Below are 20505 nucleotides of genomic sequence, written 5' to 3' on the forward strand. Positions count from 1 at the left end.
ATGACTATATTGTTCGAGCTGATGCTTAACATAAGCGCAATTCTGCGGATTTGGAAGTGTTGCTAGCTTAAATAGTATTACTATATAGTCGCGTTCAACGGAGGGATTGGCCCTGGCGGTTTTCCGCGAGAGGCGTCCCCCGAGGTTCTATAACAACAACAATCGGAGACCGATCTCATGAGCCAGGAATTGCGGCTTATTCGTCGCATCACGTTGAAACTGATTCCCTTCCTGATCCTGCTGTACCTGATCGCCTATGTGGATCGCTCCGCGGTCGGCTTCGCCAAGCTGCACATGGGTGCGGACATCGGTATCGGTGATGCGGCCTACGGCCTCGGTGCCGGGCTGTTCTTCATTGGCTACTTCCTGCTGGAGATCCCCAGCAACCTGATGCTCGAACGCTTCGGCGCCCGCCGCTGGTTTGCGCGGATCATGATCACCTGGGGCGCGATCACCATCGGGATGGCCTTCGTCCAGGGCCCGCACAGCTTCTATGTGATGCGCTTCCTGCTCGGCGCCGCTGAAGCCGGGTTCTTCCCGGGCGTTCTGTACTACATCACCCAATGGTTCCCGGTGCGCCATCGCGGCAAGATCCTTGGGCTGTTCATCCTTTCGCAACCGATCGCAATGATGATCACCGGCCCGGTGTCCGGCGGTTTGCTCGGCATGGACGGCACCCTCGGCCTGCATGGCTGGCAGTGGCTATTCATCGTCATCGGCACCCCGGCGATCCTGCTGACCTGGCCGGTGCTGCGCTGGTTGCCCGACGGTCCACAACAAGTGAAATGGATGGACCAGGCCGAGAAGGACTGGCTGACCGGCGAGCTGAAAAAAGACCTCGAAGAATATGGCCAGACCCGCCACGGCAACCCGTTGCATGCGCTGAAGGACAAAAGGGTCCTGCTGCTGGCGCTGTTCTATCTACCGGTAACGTTGAGCATCTATGGTTTGGGCTTGTGGTTGCCGACCTTGATCAAACAGTTCGGCGGCACCGATCTGGTGACCGGTTTCGTGTCTTCGGTGCCGTACATCTTCGGGATCATCGGTTTGCTGATCGTGCCGCGCAGTTCCGACCGCTTGAATGATCGCTACGGCCATTTGGCGGTGCTCTATGTGCTGGGCGCCATCGGCCTGTTCCTCAGCGCCTGGCTGACGCTGCCGGTGCTGCAATTGGCGGCGTTGTGCCTGGTGGCGTTTGCGCTGTTTTCCTGTACGGCGGTGTTCTGGACCTTGCCGGGACGCTTCTTTGCCGGCGCCAGTGCGGCAGCGGGGATTGCGTTGATCAACTCGGTGGGCAACCTCGGCGGCTATATCGGGCCGTTCGTGATTGGTGCGTTGAAGGAATACACCGGCAACCTGGCGTCGGGGTTGTACTTCCTGTCCGGGGTGATGGTGTTTGGGCTGGTGCTGACCGGTGTGGTTTATCGGTTGCTGGAGCGCAAGCATGTATTGCCGGCCGATCAATTTGCCGCCAGTGCCCGAGGTGCAACGCGCACCTGAAACATTACACAAATCCCCCTATGGGAGCGGGCTTGCTCGCGAAAGCGGAGTGTCAGCCAACATAGATGTTGGATGTGAAGGCCTCTTCGCGAGCAAGCCCGCTCCCACAGGGTGCAATGCCGACTTCAAGATGGTTACAGGAGAAAATCATGCGTTTAGTTCAGTTCGAATTGATTAACGGCGAGCGCCGGGTTGGCGTGGTCGAGGGCGGTCTGGTGCGTGAAGTGCAGGACGCGCGCACGGTCCGGGATCTGGCCCTGGCGGCCATCGAGGCCGGCGTCAATCTTGAGCAACAGGTGCAAAACCTCGGCCTGGGCATCAGCCACGATTACGCGGAACTGCTGACTCACCTGCGCATCCTGCCGCCGCTGGATCACCCGGACCCGGCGCACATGCTGGTCAGTGGCACTGGCCTGACGCATTTGGGCAGCGCCTCGGCCCGGGACAAAATGCACCAGCAAGTCGGCGATGAAGCGGCAATGACCGACACCATGCGCATCTTCAAGTGGGGCGTGGAGGGCGGCAAACCGGCGGCGGGCCAGGCCGGTGTGCAACCGGAATGGTTCTACAAGGGCGACGGCAGTATTGTCGTGCGTCCGGGCCAGCCATTCCCGCTGCCACCGTTTGCCGAAGACGCCGGAGAAGAGCCGGAGCTCAGCGGGCTCTACGTCATCGGCCACGACGGCACGCCGTATCGCCTCGGTTATGCGGTGGGCAACGAGTTCTCCGATCACGTAATGGAACGCAAGAATTACCTCTACCTCGCTCACTCTAAATTGCGCAGTTGCAGTTATGGCCCGGAACTTCGCGTCGGTGAGCTACCCCAACACTTGGCAGGCACCAGTCGCATCCTGCGTGATGGCGAGGTGCTGTGGCAGAACGAGTTCCTCAGCGGCGAGGCGAATATGTGCCACAGCCTGGCGAACCTCGAGTACCACCATTTCAAGTACAGCCAGTTCCTGCGTCCGGGGGACGTGCACATTCACTTCTTCGGCACCGCGACCCTGTCCTTCGCCGATGGCATCCGCACCCAACCGGGTGATGTGTTCGAAATCAGCCAGGCTGAATTCGGCGCGCCGTTGATCAACGGTATTGCGCCGGTAACAGCGGCATTCGAACCCGGCACCGTCGGCACCCTTTAAGGAGATTTGCATGACCCAGATTCTTGGTCACAACTACATCGGCGGCCAGCGCAGTGCGGCCGGCAGCCTTAAATTGCAAAGCGCCGACGCCAGTACTGGCGAGGCCTTGCCCCACGATTTCTATCAAGCCACCCCGGAAGAAGTCGATGCCGCCGCCAAGGCTGCCGCCAGCGCTTACCCGGCCTATCGCAGCCTGAGTGCCGAGCGTCGCGCGCAGTTTCTCGACACCATTGCTGATGAGTTGGACGCGCTAGGCGAAGACTTCGTTGCCGTGGTTTGCCGCGAAACTGCATTGCCGGCCGGACGTATTCAGGGCGAACGTGGTCGCACCAGCGGCCAGATGCGGTTGTTCGCCAAGGTCCTGCGTCGTGGTGATTTCTACGGTGCGCGCATCGATCAGGCCCTGCCTGAGCGCCAACCGTTGCCACGCCCGGATTTGCGTCAGTACCGCATCGGCCTCGGCCCGGTTGCCGTGTTCGGCGCGAGCAACTTTCCGTTGGCGTTTTCCACGGCTGGTGGCGATACCGCTTCTGCGCTGGCCGCCGGTTGCCCGGTGGTGTTCAAGGCGCACAGCGGCCACATGGCCACCGCTGAACTGGTAGCCGATGCGATCATTCGCGCCGCAGAAAAAACCGCGATGCCGGCCGGTGTGTTCAACATGATCTACGGCGGCGGGGTCGGCGAAGCGCTGGTCAAGCACCCGGCGATCCAGGCCGTTGGCTTCACCGGTTCGCTCAAGGGCGGTCGTGCCTTGTGTGACATGGCCGCCGCGCGTGCGCATCCGATTCCGGTGTTCGCCGAGATGTCGAGCATCAACCCGGTGATCGTGTTGCCGCAGGCGTTGGCAACTCGGGCGGAAACCGTTGCCCGTGACCTGACGGCGTCGGTGGTGCAGGGCTGTGGTCAGTTCTGTACTAATCCAGGACTGGTGATCGGCATTCGTTCGCCGCAGTTCAGTGCGTTCGTGCAGCAGGTCGCGGCGTTGATCGCTGATCAACCGGCGCAAACCATGCTCAATGCCGGGACGTTGAGCAGCTATGGCAAAGGCTTGCAGAAGCTGCTGGCGCATTCTGGGATCGAGCATCTGGCGGGCAGCGCGCAGCAGGGCAATCAGGCGCAGCCGCAGTTGTTCAAGGCCGATGTCAGCCTGTTGATCAATGGCGATGAAGTGTTGCAGGAAGAAGTGTTTGGCCCTACCACGGTGTTTGTTGAAGTGGCGGATCAGGCGCAACTCAGCGCGGCGTTGAATGGCCTGCACGGGCAACTGACGGCGACGATCATTGGCGAGCCAGCGGACTTCGAACAGTTCGGCGAGCTGACCGCGTTGCTGGAACAGAAGGTCGGGCGAATCTTGCTTAATGGTTATCCGACTGGCGTGGAAGTCTGTGATTCGATGGTCCACGGCGGTCCGTACCCGGCAACTTCCGATGCGCGCGGCACCTCAGTGGGCACCCTGGCCATCGACCGCTTCCTGCGCCCGGTGTGCTTCCAGAACTACCCCGACAGCTTGCTGCCGGAGCCGCTGAAAAACGGCAACCCGCTGCGGATCCAGCGGTTGGTGGACGGCAAGCCATCGCGTGATGCGCTCTAAAGCGTAAACACAATCCCCTGTGGGAGCTGCTGAAGGCTGCGATCTTTTGACTTTGATTTTTAAGGTCAAGATCAAAAGATCGCAGCCTTCGGCAGCTCCTACAGGGAAGAGCGGCTATCATTGCGACTTTCCAATTGAATGATTGATTGCCATGACTGCCGTTACCGACACTTTGCTCAACGCCCTCGAAAATTGCGACATGCTGGAAATCGATGGCTTGCACGCCTTCGATTTCTCTCTCGATGAAGACGACAACCTGCACATCGAATGCATGGACGGCCGTGCGGCCAAGCGTTGGGCGTTCAGCATGGCCCAGATCCAGGCAGCGACTTTCGATCCAACCCTGCAGAGCTGGCTCATTACCGGTGATTCCGGCGAGCACCGGCTGGTGTGCATGGCCGCGATTGGCGGGCATGACGACGAGGAAGAAGAGCATGAAGATGCGTAATTTCTGGCCACTGTTGATGGCCGGCAGCGTCGGCGCCATGGGCGTTCAGGCGGCGACCGTCGACGATTATCAACTGTTGGTCGGTTCCTACACCGCAGGTCAGAGCCAGGGCATTTATCGCCTGAACTTCGACAGCGCCACCGGGCAGATCGCCGCCAAGCCACTGCAAGTGGTCAAGAGCGAAAACCCGTCCTGGCTGACGATCTCCAAAGACCAGCAGCACCTGTTCGTGGTCAACGAAAACGGTCCGGGCCAAACCGATCCGGTGGGCAAGGTCAGCAGCTATGCGATCAACCCCAAGACCCATGAGCTGAGCCTGATCAGTCAGGTCCAGAGCCTGGGCAACGAACCGACCCATTCGAGCCTCAGCGTCGACGGCAGCCACTTGTTCGTCAGCAACTACTCAGTAGTCGAAAATCCGGGCGGCACCCTCGCGGTTTTGCCGGTGGGCACTGACGGCAAGCTAAAGTCCGTGGTGCAGATGAGCAGCCACCCGTCGAGCCGGGTCAACCCGGAGCGGCAAGCCTCGGCGCACGTGCATTCGACGATCTCCTCGCCGGATGGCAAGTACGTGTTCTCCAATGACCTGGGCGCAGACAAGATCTTTGTCTATCGCTTCAATCCCAAGGCCAACCCGCTGTTGCCATTGACGCCGGCCACCCCGGCCTCGGTGCAATTGCCAGCCGGCAGTGGACCGCGTCATTTGCTGTTCAGTGCCGATGGCAAACACGCCTGGCTGACCATGGAAATGAGCGCGCAGGTCGCGGTGTTCGACTACCAGGACGGCACGCTCAAGCAAACGCAAATGGTCGATCTGGCGGCGGGGCAGCCCACCTCCGACAAGGCCGGCGCAGCGCTTCACGCCTCGGCTGATGGCAAGTTCCTCTACGTCAGCAATCGTGGCACCGCCAATCAACTGCTGGTATTCGCCATCGACCCGGCCACCGCTCAGCTCAAGGAAGTCCAGCGACGTTCCGTCGAAGGTGATCACCCGCGCGAATTCAGCCTCGACCCGAGTGGCAAGTTCCTGTTGATCGCCAACCAGAAAAGCAACGAGATTGTCGTCGTCGAGCGCGATGCCAAGACCGGCCTGTTGGGCAAAACCATGCAGAAATTGCCGATGGATGCCCCGAGTGACCTCAAGTTTCTAGTGCGTCAATAGGTGCGGCAATAGGCCGCAGGCCCCGGTTGATAAGGCCTGCGACCTTGTATTAATCAGACTGATATCCGCTAATGCTACAAAGCATTTCAAGGCGCGGACCTCGGACGTTAAGTTTGCTCCACGGCCCAACCGGGCAAGCAAGCCAACTGACTCCGAGGAACACCGCCATGAACTTCAATATCTTCTCCATCATCGCCGCATCCGCCATCTCTGCCACCGTTGCCCTGCCAGCCAGCGCCAACGTTGAAATCAACAGCAAAAAATCCCACACCCAGAGCTACACCCAGAAATACCTGCAACAAAGCGCCAACTTCTACGCCGCGCTGGATCACAAAACCCAAGCCTGAAATCTTCGAACATTGTCGCTCCCCGCAGGAGCTGCCGAAGGCTGCGATCTTTTGACTTATCAAGAGCAAAAGATCTCAGCCTTCGGCAGCTCCTTTGCGTGTGTGTTTCTCGGGTTCATAGGTTTTATCAAGCGTCGGCATAGACGGGTTTAATGATCAACCAAGTTGATGGTCACTATGGAAAACGCTGAGTGGTTGCTTCGGTTTTTTTGATCGATCCTGTAGGCACTGAAACATGCCCACGGAGAACACCATGGCCAGCGCAATCCTCACTTCTGCCAAACACGGCGCCTACCTGGCCATCGGAATCTACGTGGCCATGGTGCTCGTGGTGAGCCTTTCGGCTCAATCGCAACACGACATTCAAGCGCCGATTCAGGTCGCTTATCCCGCTATCCAATTCGAACACCGCGCGCAAAGCGTCGTGGCTGATCACGAGGATTTGTTGGGAGCGGTCGGAGCATGAAAGGACACAGACTCTGGGTCATCGCCTTTTTGGCGTTCATGACCAATGGCGCTTCACTGTTGGGGATCGGGCAGGGCTCGGCGGGCTCGGTGGCCCGCGCCATCGAATGCAACCACAACATCGCCCATAACATTCAGACGGCCAAGGCATTGGGGTTGTTGGCGGGTAATCCACCATCGAAGGTCCGGGCCGGGTTCCTCGGACCGTTCCAGGTAGATTGCTCGGCGCTTGGGATGTGCTCGGTATTGGCGTAAAAACGCCGAACCCCGTAGGAGCGAAGCTTGCTCGCGAAGGCGTCCTAACATTCAACATTGATGTCGACTGTTACACCGCTTTCGCGAGCAAGCATCGCTCCTACAGATATGCGGGAGGGCGGGGTTATTTCTTCATGATTGAGGTGAACAGGTCGGACTCCAGCAACCGCTGCAACCACACCTGCAACCGCGCATACGGCGTCTGCCCAAACCACTCCCGATCCACATGCGCAAACTGCCGCACGAACGGCATCAATGCCACGTCCGCCAGGCTCAGGTGCCCGGCGAGCAAATAATCACGCTGCGCCAGCAGCGCCTCCAGCTTGCACAAAAACACCTCACCCTCGGCCCGATAATGTTCCATCGGCTGCTCGGGATAACGCTCGGCGTATTTGTAGAGATTCAGATGCACCTTGAACACCTGATCGTTTTCTTCGATCAGCTCAGCGATACGTTGCTGCGCGGCAGGATCGTCCTTGAGCAACCAATCCTCAGGATCGTGCTGCGCCAGGGCCCAGCGCATGATCGCCAGGCTTTCATCAATCACCCGACCCTCAACCTCCAGTACCGGCACCGTGCCCTTGCTCGACAGCGCGAGCATTTCGGCTGGCTTGGCCTTGAGGCTGACTTCGACAATCTGCACTTCAACCTCTGAATAACGCAGCGCCATGCGCGCACGCATGGCGTAGGGGCAGCGGCGGAAGGAGTAGAGCGTAGTCATTTCACCTCCAGCGTACTCAGGCCATTGCCCTGGCGGCGCACCTGAATTTGCACCGGAATCCGCTCATGCATTTCCTGCACGTGGGAAATCACCGCGACCTTGCGGCCCTGCGCCTGCAAGCCATCGAGGGCGTCCATGGCCAGTTGCAGGGATTCCGGATCGAGACTGCCGAAGCCTTCGTCGATAAACAGCGATTCGATCTTCAACGTGCTCGACGCCATCGATGCCAAGCCGAGGGCCAAGGCCAGCGACACCAGGAACGTCTCGCCGCCAGACAACGAATGCACCGAGCGCAGTTCGTCGCCCATCTCCGTGTCCATCACCAATAAGCCGAGCATGCTGCCGCCGCGTTTCAGGCGATAACGACGCACCAACTGGCGCAACTGCACGTTGGCGTGATGCACCAGCAAGTCGAGGTTGTAGGCCTGGGCGATCTTACGGAAAGTGTCACCAGTGGCCGAGCCGATCAATGCGTTCAAACGTGCCCAGCGCTGGTACTCGGTGTACGCATCGGCGATCTGTTGCGCCAGGGCCTGATTGGCGTTCTGCCGCCGTTGATCCTCGGCCTGTTCGGCGCGCAGTTCGGCGCAGCGGTGTTCGCTGGCGGCAAACAGGTTTTGCAATTCTGTCAGTGCAGTGGCCAGTTGTTCGGCATCGAGATTTCCGTTGTGCTGGGCCTGATGATTGAGCAAACGCTGATCGCGCTCCTGCAACAACACCTTGGCCTGTTCGATGGCTTTTTCGCTGTGCTGCAATTGTTGGCGCAGGTCGCTGACCTGTTGATCGTCAACGCTCAGCAACGCTTCCAGCCCACCGTCATCCAGCTCCGGATGCCGCGCACGCCAATCGGCAATCTTGCCGCTCAACTCGCGATCTTCATGCTCCAGCGCCTCTGAACGTTGTTGCTGGGCCTTGAGTTCTGCGGCCAGTTGCACCAGCCCCGTGCGCACGGTTTGCAGTTCCTGGTTGGCCGTCGCTTCGGCATGCCGCGCCTGTTCGACCGCTTGATCGAGTTGCTGCTGCCACTGCTCGGCGCTGGTGTGATCACCCAGCAATTGCGCGAGTTTCTGCTGGCAAGCCTGTTGCTGCTCGGCCAGCACCGTGAACTGCTGTTGCGCCGTTTCCAGCTGTTGGACGCGGGTCAGTTGACGATCCTGCTCTTTCTCCAGCGTCTGCTGACGTTGCTGCTGTTCGCCGAGTTCGTCGCGCTGCTGGTCGAGTTGTTCAAGGCGCTGGGCGATCTGTCGGTCGAGCTGCATGAACGTCGCGGCCGGCTCGGTGCGCAAGGCTTCCAGCGTCTCGGCCGGAAGCAGCGAGCTGAACGCCGCGAGTTCTTCGTCCAGACGCTGGCGATCACTGCTCAAGGCTTGCTGCTGAGTGCTCAGGTGCTGGGTCGCTTGCTGGCTCGCGGTTTCGGCGCTGCGCAGTTGCTGGGCCAGTCTCGCGGCGTCCTGTTGCAGGGTGAGCAGGGCGGTCTGGCGTTGTTCGTCCTGGGTGATGCTCTGGTTCAACTGGCTGTTTTGCTGCGCCAGCCAGGCATCACGCTTGGCGGCATCCTGGTTCAGCAACTGCGCGGACAACGGATGCGCTTCGAGGCTCGGCGTCAGGCTTTGTTGTTGCGTGGCGAGGTGTTCCTGCTGTTGCAGCAGTTCCTTTTGCTGCGCGATCAAGCCGCCGACTTCGGCGCGCAGATCGGTGAGTTTTTCCTTCAATAGATCTACGGCTTTCTGCGCGTTGGTCAGTTCGCTTTCATCGTGCCGACCGAGGCTTTGCAGCAAGGCTTCGGGCTGATGATAAGGATGATCCGGACTGCCACAAACCGGGCACGGTTGATCATCCTGCAATTGCCCGCGCAGTTCTTCGACGCTTTCACTGCGTGCCAGGCGCTGGCGTTCCAGCAGGTCCCGGGTGACGGTCAGGGTCTGTTCGGCGACGGTCAGTTCGGCCTTGGTTTTTACGCCGTCCTGGGTCAGGCGTTCACGTTCCTGTTGGGCGGCCAGTTGACGTTGTTGAAGCTCGGCGCCGCGCTTGTCCAGTTCCTGCTGACTGGCCCACAGGCGCGTCAGTTCTTCGAAGGCGCGCAGTTGCTTGCGGTTGTCCTGCAACAACGTGCTCAGCAACTGAATCTGCTCGGCCACGGCTTCGGGCTCGGCGCCGGCCTCTTTGTACAGGACTTCCAGATTCTGCTTTTGCGCGGTCAGTTCTTCAGCAGCGCGGGCGGCGCGTTGTTGCAGATCGGTCAGCTCATCCTGGCCTTTGTTCAGACGATTGCCGATCAGCATCAGCTGTTGCAGGCGATCACGGTAGGCGTTCCAGGCATCGCTCAGCGGCGCCAGATGGGCGCTTTGTTCAAGCTCCCCGGCGATGCGCTGCAAACGTTCGGCGACCTGTTTTTGCTGGTCGAGCAAACCTTGAATCGTACTTTGGCCTTGGGTGCTGGCCAGTTCCGCATGCTGCTTGGCGTCGGCGCTGAGACTGGCGTCCTTGGCCAAACGGGCGAGGGTGCTTTGCTCTTCAAACGCCTGACGCAGCAACGGTGCTCCGGCGCTGTGCTGGTTTTGCGCCTCGATCAACGCGGTGTGGGCGCTGCTCAGGCTCTGTTCGAGTTGCGCCTGACGCTCGGACAGTTCTTGTTGCTGTTGCGTGTGCTGCTGAATCTGCGCAGCCAGCGGTGTGAGCTGGGCGGTGAGCTCGGTCTTGCGCGCAAATTGGTGCCGCTGCGGCGCCAGTTGCTCCAGGCGCGTCAACTTCAGGCGTTCACCGGCCAGGCTTTCCGAGTGCTGCTGGGCGGATTGCAGTTGCTCGGTGGCGCTTTGTTGTTCGTCCTGCAATTGGCGCAGGTTCTTCAGCCACGTGTGTTGCTCTTCAAGCTGCTTGAGCTGCGCTTGCTGGGTCTTGAGTTGCTGCTGGGCTTGGTTGAAACGCTCATCCAGTTCGGCGCGGGCTTCGGGGGACAGCGGCGTGACGCCGGTGGCCTGATCCTGCAGCAACTTGTGGGCTTCGCGGGCCTCTCTGGTCTTGTCGTACGCGCGACGACCGAGGCGCGTATAGAGCGCAGTGTCGGTGAGTTTTTCCAGCAACTCGCTGCGGTCGTTGTCGTCAGCCTTGAGGAACGCGCTGAACTCACTCTGGGCCAGCAGCACGGCGCGGGTGAACTGTTCGAAGTTCAGGCCCAGCGCGGCTTCAAGCTGCGCTTTGTACTCGCCTTTCTGACTGGCCAGCAATTGATCCTGATCGATATCGCGCAGGCTCTGACGACTGGCTTGCAACTTGCCGCCGGCCTTTTCCCGGGCGCGATTAGCCTCCCAGCGCGCGCGGTAGCGGCGCCCGTCGATGCCGACAAAATCCACTTCGGCATAACCTTCGCCGGTGCCACGACGCAGCAAGGTGCGCGGGTCGCCGGTGCCGATTTCGCCGTCCGCATCCGGGACTTTGGCGTCGCGGCCGGTGTTGTTCAGACGTGGTACGGCGCCGAACAGGGCCAGGCACAAGGCATCGAGCAAAGTGCTTTTACCGGCGCCGGTCGGCCCGGTGATTGCGAACAAACCAGCGCTGGCCAACGGCTCGGCGGTGAAGTCGATTTCAAACGGCCCGGCCAGGGACGCGAGGTTTTTCAGGCGGATCGCGAGGATTTTCATGGCTGTTCGCTCTCCATCTGCACGTCTTGCAACAGCTCGGCAAAGTCCTTGAGGGTTTGCTCATCAACCTCGCTGCCATAGCTGTCCTGCCAGGCGCGGCTGAACAATTCCTGGGGCGAGAGCTGATCCAGTTCGATCAAGGTCGCGCCGTCGTCGGCCCCGTCTTTGCTGCCGTTACCGGCGTACTCGGCGGCGATTCGCACCAGCCGTACGGCTTTACCTTGCAGCGCGGTTTCCACTTGATAACGTAGGTCCGGTTGCGGTTCGTCGAGGCGCACCCTGACTTCCAGCCACGGCTGGCGTTGCAGATCTTCCAGCAAATCGGTGTTCGGCAGATCCGCCAGTTGCAGCAGGATCTCGGCCAGCGGGGCGGGGCCGATGCGTTGCAGGTTGACCGCGCGCGGGATCAGTTTCGGTTCGACGCTGACCAGGGTTTCGCCATCGAGGGTGACGTCGAGAATCTGATGCTGATAGTTGATCTCGGAGAACGACAACGGAATCGGCGAGCCGCTGTAGCGGATGCGTTCTTCACCGTTGACCTTCTGCGGCTTGTGCAAATGACCGAGGGCCACGTAGCTGATGCTCGGCCCGAACAGGCTGGCGGGCAGGGCTTCGGCGTTGCCGATGATCAGGCTGCGCTCGGAATCTTCCGACACCGAACCGCCGGCCATGTGCGCATGGCTGATGGCGATCAGTGCCTGGCCCGGCTTGCGCTTGGCGTTGGCCGCTTCGATCAGCCATTCATGCACCTGGCCGATACCGCGCAAATAGTTGTCGCCCAACTGCGCGCCGGTCACCTCCGCAGGGCGCAGGAACGGCAGCGCCAGGCACCAACCGGCAATCTCGCCGCTGGCATCGGGCAGTGGGAGCAACAGGCGTTCGGAGTCGAGTTGACCGTCATCGAGCCACAGCACCCGACCGAGCGCGTGGGTGCGCAGACGCCGCATCAACGGCGCCGGCAGTTCGATCCGCGAGCCGGAATCGTGGTTGCCGGCGATCATCACGATGGTCAGCAACGGCTGCTGCTCGTGGGCGCTGACGATGAAGTCGTAGAGACGTTCCTGGGCTTTGACCGGCGGATTGACCGTGTCGAAGATATCGCCGGCGATCAGCAGCACGTCGGGCTGGTCCAGTTTCAGCTGGCTCAACAGCCACTCAAGGAAACAACCGTGCTCGAAATCGCGGTCCTGGCCGTGCAGGTTCTGCCCAAGGTGCCAGTCGGAGGTGTGGAACAGACGCAAGGCGAACTCCGTAGGAAATAAGGTGATTGCCGCGTGGGAGATGAGCGCGGCTATAAAAGAGAGGGAGTTTACTGGCAAACAGGCTGGATGGCGCGATGGATCTGGTCGAACGGCGGACTTGTGGCCAGGAGGCTTACCTGTGGCGAGGGAGCTTGCTCCCGCTGGGGCGCGAAGCGGCCCCAGCGATTGACCTGATAAAACGAGTTGTCTGGTTTTGCGAAAGCTTCGCAGCCGAACGGGGGCAAGCCCCCTCGCCACAACACTGTTTCACCCGCTGATTTTGCTGCGAGCGTTCAAGTGCTGCACCTCGGCAAAAATCTGAGTAATGGCTCGTCCCGGTTGACGTTTATGCAGTCGGCGGACTTGTTCGCTCATTCTGAGCAAGTCATCACTTGGTTTCGCCCATTGAGCCTTCGGCAATGGCTCCGACCATCGCTGCATGACTTCGGGCAACATTTTTTGGCCCATGGCTTTGATGCGGCGGATTTCCCATTCGGTGAGGTGGTTGGGGATCGTCCACAGGGTCATCACGTGGTACAGGTACCAGAAAAACCCCGAGACCCGATTGCGGGAGCCGTCGCGGATTTGCTGATGCATGCGGGCGCGGGCGTTGTGGAAGGTGTGCAGGCCTTCGTGAGGCGGGTCGCCGGGGAGTTGCAGGTCTTCGAGGTCCTGGATGGATTTGAGGTCGTTGACCTCGTACTCCATGTAGCCGCGAATCGCTTCCCAGTAGCTGATGGCGATGGGCAGGCCAGCGCAGGGAAATTCGACGCTGGTCAGGGTTTCGCCGTGCTGGAAACCGATGCCCATGCCGTATTGACGACGCACGCCGTACTGGGTGACGCCTTGGGCTTCGATGACCCAGGCGCTGAGGGATTCCCAGGGGACGAAGAGCGGTTCGGTGGCGTCTTCGGGCATGAAACAGACTTCGCGGCGCTGGCGGTTGAAGCGCGCGGGGATGATTTCGGCACGTTTGTTGTGGTTGTGCAGCCAGACGCAGAGGCCGATGAAAAGGGTGAGGAAGCCGGTTAATAGAGCGAGCTCATACGCCTCCTCTATGAACATACGAGTTGTGATGTCATATATATCGTCCCAGCTTTGGCCTAACAGAAAAAACATGAAGCCGCTGAACAGAGGTATCAAAAATGCAATCATAAATGCGCCGCTGAAAGGCAAACCTAAAATGACCTGCCATGAGAACACCTCCGGCGACCCCACCCCGAAGTCCATATACACCTCATTTAACTCCCCGATATGAGGACCACTAGGCGGTATCGGCGTAGGTAGCGGCAACGGGGCGAGATAGGTGATTCTCCCGCTTGGAAAGGGCTCGATATCTCCGGCTTTGCGAGAATGCTCAAGTTGCGGTTTCGGCACGGATTTATCCAGGTTGTTTGGCATGGTCTACCGTCTCCAGCAAATGGGTTTCAACCAGCAACACGGGAGGGTGCTCGGTGACGGTGTTGGGCGGTAGCGAAGGAAAATGGCCTTCACCACGAGGATTGAGATGAATGATGTGGGTGCGAGAGATCCACTGTCCTTTGGCATTCAGTACTTGCACGCACACCGCCAGCTCCAGTGTCTCGACCACGGGCGCCATCGGGTTATTACGGTTCAGGGGATATTGCAGGCATAAAATCAGCGGGTCTGCTTGCACGACTTGCAGGCTATCCGACACTTCTTCGCTGATCACATCCTTGCGCTCACGGGCGGTACCGCGGCTGTCGAGTGGGCGGTAAAGCCGATGGGCGCCGATGCCCAAGCGGTGAGAGGGGTTGCCGCTTAATGGGGGCTGGAAGTCGCTTAGTTTCACCCTCGGTAGCTCCAGATGGATATCGCTGGGTTTAGGGCGCAGAAACAGGTTCTTCAGCAATGAGCCGTGCTTAATCAAGCCAAGGTGCGCCGTAGGGGCGTGAAGTAACTCGCCGAGGTAACGTTGGTACTGATCCAGGGTATGGTTACCGCGCTCATCGGAGTCCAGGCTCCACGGCGTGGTTTTGAGCCATTTGTCGTGGGCGCTGATGTTGTAGCGGTTGAACAGCCAGCTGCCGCCCAGTTCAAGTACGGTGAACAATGCCCCGGCCAGATTAACCCGGAAAAATACGCTGGAGAGGCGTGTGCCTGCGGCGGCCCAGGCGGCTGTTCGTGCTGTAGCACTGTCGGCAGTCACCACTTTAAAACTGGCGTGCATCGTATGACTGAGACCATAGGCGTTAACGGCCACCATGCCGCTGGCACCCACCGTGGCAAGAGCCGCACTGCTTTGGGCCGCGCGGTTGCCGCTGCGCGTCGCTTGCTCCCAATTATGGTGTTGGGCATTGAGGCTGGACAATGAAGATACAAGGCCAAGACCGTAGGTAAAGAAGCCCAGTCCCACATGCATCCTCCCCATCTGCACATGCACATTCTCAAGGGCGTGATGTTGAGCTGCCAAGACCAGCTTATCGCTGCGAGCCTTCAGAGCGGTATCTGCCAAACTCTGGGCGGCGGCAAACCCTGCTGCACCTGTGACTGTGATGGCGTTGATAACGGTTCCCCAAGCCCGCTTGTCTTTCGATTGATTCACCAGTTCGCTTATGACCACCACCAAATTCACCACCTGCGCCAAAAACACCAACAACCCAACCCCTTCGCTCTTGATCAGGTCTGCTTTCGGCACGCTCTGAACCCCCAGCCGAATGTTCGTCAGCAAACTCCTCACCTCCTGCTGCTGCGGAGATGGAAACACCACCGTCACCCCCGCCCGAGCCGGTGTGGCGCCGTAGGTGCGCACCGACCGATCAGGCAGTTCGGCAATCGGGCTCAGCGCCCCCGCCAGTCGGCCTTCGAGTTGAGTTAACTGCGCCCGCACCCGAACGATCTCGGTCTGCAACTCCATCGCCCGCTGGGTCCTGTGGCCCGGCAGGTTTTTGTTATGGGTTAGCCGGTTGCGTTCTTGGGCCAGGCTTTTGAGGTAGGTGCGTTCGCTGAGTACGTCCTTGATGTCGGATTGCAACACCGTGTGTTCGCCCGGGGTGGCGACGGTGAAGGTCACACCGGTGGTTTTTGCAGCATCGAGTATCCGCGCCGGCAGCGCTTTGGGCAGATGGCGGAACAGTTCGTCGAGGTCGGGGATTTTTCCACCGGCCAGATCGAAAGCTTCCAGCGCGCGACTCAGGCTCAGGTTTAACGCCGGGCTGTAGCTGTGCTGAACCGCGTCGGCCATGGCGCGGGTGTGTTCGGGCATCTCGTCGAGGGCCGGCAGGTGCGGTTGTTCGATTTTTTGCAGGGTTTGTAACCACTGCGGCAGCTTGCTGTACAGGCCGGATCCGGCATTGGATAGCAGGCTGTATTGCACCAGCAAATCAGGCCGAGCCCTTAGAGGCAAGGTGTAAAACCCAGGTCGGGTCAACTCCGGGTGTTTTTCCAGATAGCCCAGCATCTTTTCACTGGCGTGATCGCTGCGGCAAATGTCTTTGATACAGGCGTATTCTGCCGCGAAGACCTCGGCCAATTGCTGTGGCTCGTGCGCATCGAAATACCAGGCTGAGCGGTGGTAGCGTCCGGCACACACCAGGTCCGTGCGGTCAGCGGTGATGCGTTCGAGCAGGCGATTCCAGCGACCAAGGTCGGCGCGGTACTGAAACAGCTCGTTGTCCATGGCGTCGCGGTCGATGAAGTCGTTGATCCCGCGTTTGCCGGTGAAATTGGAACCCTCGAGCACGTCCTCAATGCGTTTGTTTTGCTCCTTGCCGAGTTTGATCAGGGCTTTGAGGTGCCGCTCAACAAACTCGTCGGGGGCCATCGCAAAGTGCTGGCGGGTGTAATAACTGCGGTCCGCTTCATCAACGGCGCGCCTATGTGCCGTGAAGTCTGGCGTGCCGCCCTGATGTTTGAGCATCTCTTTGACGTCGGCTTCGGCTTGCTTGCGCAACTGCTGCAGTTCCGGAGGGGGCGGTACGTCGACAGGCTCGACCTTACCGCCCTTGTTCAGGTAATCCAACAAGGCTTTGCGCGTGCGTTCCCGAGTGGGTTCTGGCAACTGTTGCAGATCGCCAAGCAGGGCATTGACTGCCGGGTCGTCGCTGACCTCGCCCAGTTTTTCAACATCCGCCGGGCTGAGCTGGCTCAAGGATTCGATGTAACACGCCAGCAGGTAATTGCGTTCGTTGTGCTCGGCATTGCTCCAGGCATCGACCCAGCCGACCACGGTGTCTTGATAGTCGGCGAGGTCACGCAGCACGCCGAGGTCGTCCTGCACCACGAGGAATAGCGTGTCGTCCTGGTAAGCCGGGCGCACCCGCCCGAGAAATTCACCGATGTGCGCCTCGCGAAAGCGCCGAGGGGTTTCCCACAGATAAGGTTCGAGTTCGTGAGCGGGAACGTTGCTGACTTGCACCGTGGGCAACAGAACGGCATCCGGTGGCGACGCTTCTTCCTGTTCGGCATAGTCTTTTCCGGCTTGGGCCTGCTGGGCGGGCGCTGTCGCAATTTCCGCCAGCCACTGCCTGGCTTGCTCGACTGTCAGCAAGTGTTCGCCACCGGTTTCGCAATTCACCAGCCCGAGGTCAACGGCCAGCATAAAGTGCTCGCGCTCTTCGCGGCTGTCGAGCACCTGAGCACATTTGACGGCGGTCCACTGCACCTCGGCGAAGCACACCTGCAACGTGCTGCGCCGTGAAAACACCAGGGCCGGGCGTTCTTCAATGGCCGTGCGTTGATCGCCATCGACCTTGGCCCCCTTGTGCAGCAAAGCGCTGACCATGCCGTTGAGCACGCGGTATTCGTGCAGATGGCCGGTGCCGCTGTCGATCACGTAAAGCCAGCCATCGCGCAGCAGGCGAATGCCCAGTGGTCGGGTTTGGAGGGTGTAGGGCAATTTCAGCGTGGCGCTGGGGTCGACGATTTTCTCCACCAGGCCGTAGCGCACGGGCAGAAGCTGCACGTGGGTTTGGCGCAAAGGGCAGGCGCCGGGCGAACCGATGGCGGCTTTGGGGGCTGCCGCCGCGGCGAGGTTGGCAGGATGGGTCATGGGCGGCCCCGTTCATTTGCCCATTGGTGGGCCATGTCTGCGGCCAGCGCGATACGCTCACCGATGGGTTGCAGGGAGGGCGTATGGAGCAATCGGTGGATGTGCGGATGCTGGTCCGGCGATGAACCGTCCATCCATGCCATGAGGTTCGCGTAATAGAACAACTCGGACTGGCTGCTCAAACCGAGCGTATGGGCCTCGGCTTCTAGCTGCTCGAGCATCGACCAGCGCTCGCCCACGGTTGCGCCGCGTTGGCTTTCGGGGAAAAACCGGAGCAGATGAGCGTCGAGTTCAAGCAGTACGCGACGCCGGTCAACCTGCTCCAGCGCCGAATTCTGTTCAGTGCTCAGGCGATAGGGCGTCGGCAAATCCGGGCATTCGGCCAGCCGAGATTGATGACGTTGCCAATCACCCTCGACGCCATCAGCCGTCACCACACAGGACAACGGCCCAAACAAACGCTGATCGCCGCTGCTGAACAAAATTCGCGCCACGGCGGCATCGGCCAGTCGCAGGAACACCGGCAACCCCTCTGGCAACTCAACCGTCAACAGCTTGCGCAAGTGCTGGGCGACGGCGTGCGCCGAGTCCCGGCTGAACAACAGCACGCCCCATTCCTCGTGCGCGTGTTCCAGATAAAACTGAACAAGCGGCTCGTCAGGCTGTTGAGCGGCCACCAACAGCGGTGAGATATCCCGCAGAGCGGTAAAAGAAGGGCAGTCATACAGCGCGACAGCGTTGGCACCAGGGCTCAATTGCTTCAAGCGTTCCGGCAAATTGCTCAGGGTCGCGCCATCGAGCAACACAAAAGCCTGTTGCTCGTTCCACGGCAGGTCGGCTGGTAAAGCGATTGAGAGTGTCATGCGAGGGCGGCCTCACAAATCAGGCAGCGAGACCCGCGCGTTGAAACCAGCGCACGGCGTTGTTGTGCTGCGTCGAAAGTGACCTTCAGCAGCGGTAATGCGCCTGGCATCAACGGCTCTGCTGGCAAACTGTCGGCCGGAGCTCCGCCCTGCGTAATCGGCACGCTGCTGAAAATGCCGTCCGGCCCCAGCGTCAGCCATTGCCCGCCAGCCTTGACCGTCAGGTGCGATCCACCATCAATGACGACTTGCTGTCCGGCGCTGATATGAATCTGCTGGGTGGCGTTGAGTCGCTGGCTGGCGACGCGTATGTGTTGGTCGCCCAGCACCAGCAGGTGATCGTCCTGTCTGAGTTCAGTCAGGCGGTTGCCGTGGGTGAGGTGGTGTTCTTCGCCGCGCAGGTCATGGCTGGCGATGCCGCCGACCACGACGGTGCGTTGGTTGTCGACCTGAATGCGTTCGTCGTTGAGCACCAACTGAACGAAGTCACGCTGGGCCCGCAGGGCGATTTCTTCCGAGCCTTTTCTGTCCTCGATGCGCAACTCGTTGTAACCGCCACCGCCAGGGCTGCTCTGGCTGCGCAAAATGCTTTGCGTATGCTGAGCGGGCAGATCCAGTGGCACGGGCGTCGCCGCATTCGGCAAGCAGCCAACTATCAACGGTTTGTCGGGGTCGCCTTCGCTGAAACCCACCAGCACTTCCATGCCGACTCGCGGGATCAGCACACTGCCATAGCGGTCATTCGCCCAACCCGTGGCAACGCGTAGCCAGCAACTTGAGTGTTCGTTGTGTTGGCCGTCACGGTCCCACGCCATGTGGACTTTTACGCGGCCGTACTCATCGCAGTAGATCTCTTCGCCGGGCGGTCCGGTGACCACTGCATGCTGGCTGCCGGTCATTCGCGGCTTGGTGTGTTCAAGGGGCGGTCGGAATATCACGTCCCATGGCGTTGCGACGAACTGGTTGCGGTAGCCCTGGCTGAAACCGTCCTCAGGATTGCTGTCGGTAATCGACTCTTCCAGCACTTGAGGTTGTCTGCCGACATGTTTGACCTCGATCAGCAGCCACAAACCATTCCAGTCGCGACGCGGGTGCTCGATCAGGTCAACAAAGTGTCCGCTGCGCATGACACTTTGATCACTTCGCCCACGGGCTTGCCGGTAATCCGCGCGATGGCGTTCCAGCGTTCTTCTGGCCAGGTACTTGCCGCGTTCGCGGTCGGTGAATTGACCGGGGAAGGCGTAGTCCTCCAGATGGGGCAGTTGTGGGGTCGTGCTCTCGCTATCGAGTGGCAGGCGCGGTTTTTCAAAGTCGTAATCCCGGCGGCTGACATGGGTGACGCGGGTTTCCAGGCTGACCTGAAAGCGATCAATGACTGAGGCTTCGGCGACCATGCCACTGCCCTGGGCATACGCCGTGGGGCTCTTGGGTTTCGGGAAGACAGTCTGATCATCGCCGAACACCAACACATGCCCAGAGGCACTGTGCTGGAAATGAAAGTGCAGGCCTTCTTCCTCACACAGTCGTTGAATGAAGAACAGGTCCGACTCGTTGTATTGCACGCAGTACAGCCGTGGCCGGTACTCTGCGCTGAGCTGGAAGCGCCATGTGTCAGCATGCATGCCGTGGTCGATCAACACGCGCTCGATGATTTTCGGCACGCTCAGGTGCTGGAAAATACGCTGGTTGTTGCGGTGCGCAAGGTAAGCGAGGTGGGGAACCAGGGTGATCTGGTAGTGAGTCAGGCGTTTGCCCGAATCGCCTTGCGCGACTCGATAGACCTGGCCGTGAAGACCACCATTGTCGGGTCCGAACGTGAGAAAGGCCGGGCGATGCAGCAGCGACTCGACGTCAAGATCCGGGCGTTCGCTGACCAGCTCGAGCTCGACCTCATAGGGCCGGTTCAGCGTTTCCCTAGCCCGAAACTCGAGCACCTGGAGCTCGTAGGAAAAACCTGCAATGTCGAGTGTGAAAACAACGTCCTTCGCCGTGCTGAGCATCCCCGCATCCCTGTGTCTTTTAAAGGCACGGGACTCTGCGGGAGTCTACGAATTGGCGAAGTCAGTCGATTCGATATCTGGTGTAGGACTTGTCCGCGAATCGGAATCGCGGTGGGAATTT

15 protein-coding genes are annotated in these 20505 nt (G+C 60.1%); 8 read left to right on the plus strand and 7 right to left on the minus strand.

The genetic code is table 11. From position 1 onward, the window contains the following. Nucleotides 1–177 precede the first annotated feature (177 nt). The 8 genes from LOY68_RS13635 to LOY68_RS13670 all read left to right on the plus strand — a co-directional run bounded on the left by LOY68_RS13635 (nucleotide 178) and on the right by LOY68_RS13670 (nucleotide 6910). Nucleotides 178–1500 (plus strand): MFS transporter, encoded by a 1323-nt coding sequence (locus tag LOY68_RS13635; RefSeq protein ID WP_163909775.1) that lies wholly within the window; start codon nucleotides 178–180, stop codon nucleotides 1498–1500. Nucleotides 1501–1649: 149 nt separating this feature from the next. Beyond that, nucleotides 1650–2642 (plus strand): AraD1 family protein, encoded by a 993-nt coding sequence (gene araD1, locus LOY68_RS13640; protein ID WP_265045143.1) that lies wholly within the window; start codon nucleotides 1650–1652, stop codon nucleotides 2640–2642. 10 nt (nucleotides 2643–2652) lie between these two features. Continuing rightward, nucleotides 2653–4233 (plus strand): aldehyde dehydrogenase (NADP(+)), encoded by a 1581-nt coding sequence (locus LOY68_RS13645; protein WP_265045144.1) that lies wholly within the window; start codon nucleotides 2653–2655, stop codon nucleotides 4231–4233. A 151-nt stretch (nucleotides 4234–4384) separates the two neighbouring features. Next, nucleotides 4385–4681: a DUF5629 family protein gene (locus tag LOY68_RS13650; RefSeq protein ID WP_054047586.1), complete on the plus strand. Its 297-nt coding sequence runs from the start codon at nucleotides 4385–4387 to the stop codon at nucleotides 4679–4681. Next, a complete protein-coding gene (locus LOY68_RS13655; RefSeq protein ID WP_265045146.1) occupies nucleotides 4668–5843 on the plus strand; it encodes a lactonase family protein in 1176 nt (391 codons plus the stop codon). Before LOY68_RS13650 ends, LOY68_RS13655 begins: the two co-directional genes overlap by 14 nt. 167 nt (nucleotides 5844–6010) lie before the next feature. After that, a complete protein-coding gene (locus LOY68_RS13660) occupies nucleotides 6011–6190 on the plus strand; it encodes a hypothetical protein (protein ID WP_054047590.1) in 180 nt (59 codons plus the stop codon). 253 nt (nucleotides 6191–6443) lie between these two features. After that, nucleotides 6444–6656, plus strand: a complete 213-nt coding sequence (locus LOY68_RS13665; RefSeq protein ID WP_054047591.1) for a hypothetical protein — start codon at nucleotides 6444–6446, stop codon at nucleotides 6654–6656. Then, entirely contained in the window at nucleotides 6653–6910 is a 258-nt protein-coding gene (locus LOY68_RS13670) for a hypothetical protein (RefSeq protein ID WP_054047593.1), read from the plus strand. The genes LOY68_RS13665 and LOY68_RS13670 overlap by 4 nt, the downstream gene beginning before the upstream one ends. Nucleotides 6911–7034: 124 nt before the next feature. On the opposite strand, the gene LOY68_RS13675 is transcribed toward LOY68_RS13670, so the two are convergent. The 7 genes from LOY68_RS13675 to LOY68_RS13705 form a co-directional block, all read right to left on the minus strand. Next, on the minus strand, nucleotides 7035–7631 hold the full coding sequence (locus LOY68_RS13675; RefSeq protein WP_265045149.1) for a glutathione S-transferase: 597 nt from the start codon (nucleotides 7629–7631) through the stop codon (nucleotides 7035–7037). Next, on the minus strand, nucleotides 7628–11269 hold the full coding sequence (locus tag LOY68_RS13680; RefSeq protein ID WP_265045151.1) for an AAA family ATPase: 3642 nt from the start codon (nucleotides 11267–11269) through the stop codon (nucleotides 7628–7630). Before LOY68_RS13680 ends, LOY68_RS13675 begins: the two co-directional genes overlap by 4 nt. Beyond that, nucleotides 11266–12510 (minus strand): exonuclease SbcCD subunit D C-terminal domain-containing protein, encoded by a 1245-nt coding sequence (locus LOY68_RS13685; protein WP_265045153.1) that lies wholly within the window; start codon nucleotides 12508–12510, stop codon nucleotides 11266–11268. The genes LOY68_RS13680 and LOY68_RS13685 overlap by 4 nt, the downstream gene beginning before the upstream one ends. A gap of 267 nt (nucleotides 12511–12777) precedes the next feature. Continuing rightward, entirely contained in the window at nucleotides 12778–13911 is a 1134-nt protein-coding gene (locus LOY68_RS13690) for a SoxR reducing system RseC family protein (protein WP_265045154.1), read from the minus strand. Next, a complete protein-coding gene (locus tag LOY68_RS13695) occupies nucleotides 13892–17521 on the minus strand; it encodes a toxin VasX (RefSeq protein ID WP_265045156.1) in 3630 nt (1209 codons plus the stop codon). The genes LOY68_RS13690 and LOY68_RS13695 overlap by 20 nt, the downstream gene beginning before the upstream one ends. Continuing rightward, nucleotides 17518–18384, minus strand: a complete 867-nt coding sequence (locus tag LOY68_RS13700; RefSeq protein ID WP_163909786.1) for a DUF4123 domain-containing protein — start codon at nucleotides 18382–18384, stop codon at nucleotides 17518–17520. The genes LOY68_RS13695 and LOY68_RS13700 overlap by 4 nt, the downstream gene beginning before the upstream one ends. After that, entirely contained in the window at nucleotides 18381–20384 is a 2004-nt protein-coding gene (locus LOY68_RS13705; RefSeq protein ID WP_265045158.1) for a type VI secretion system tip protein VgrG, read from the minus strand. The genes LOY68_RS13700 and LOY68_RS13705 overlap by 4 nt, the downstream gene beginning before the upstream one ends. Nucleotides 20385–20505 lie beyond the last annotated feature (121 nt).

This window comes from Pseudomonas sp. B21-053, from assembly GCF_026016365.1.
GTDB lineage: Bacteria > Pseudomonadota > Gammaproteobacteria > Pseudomonadales > Pseudomonadaceae > Aquipseudomonas > Aquipseudomonas nunensis.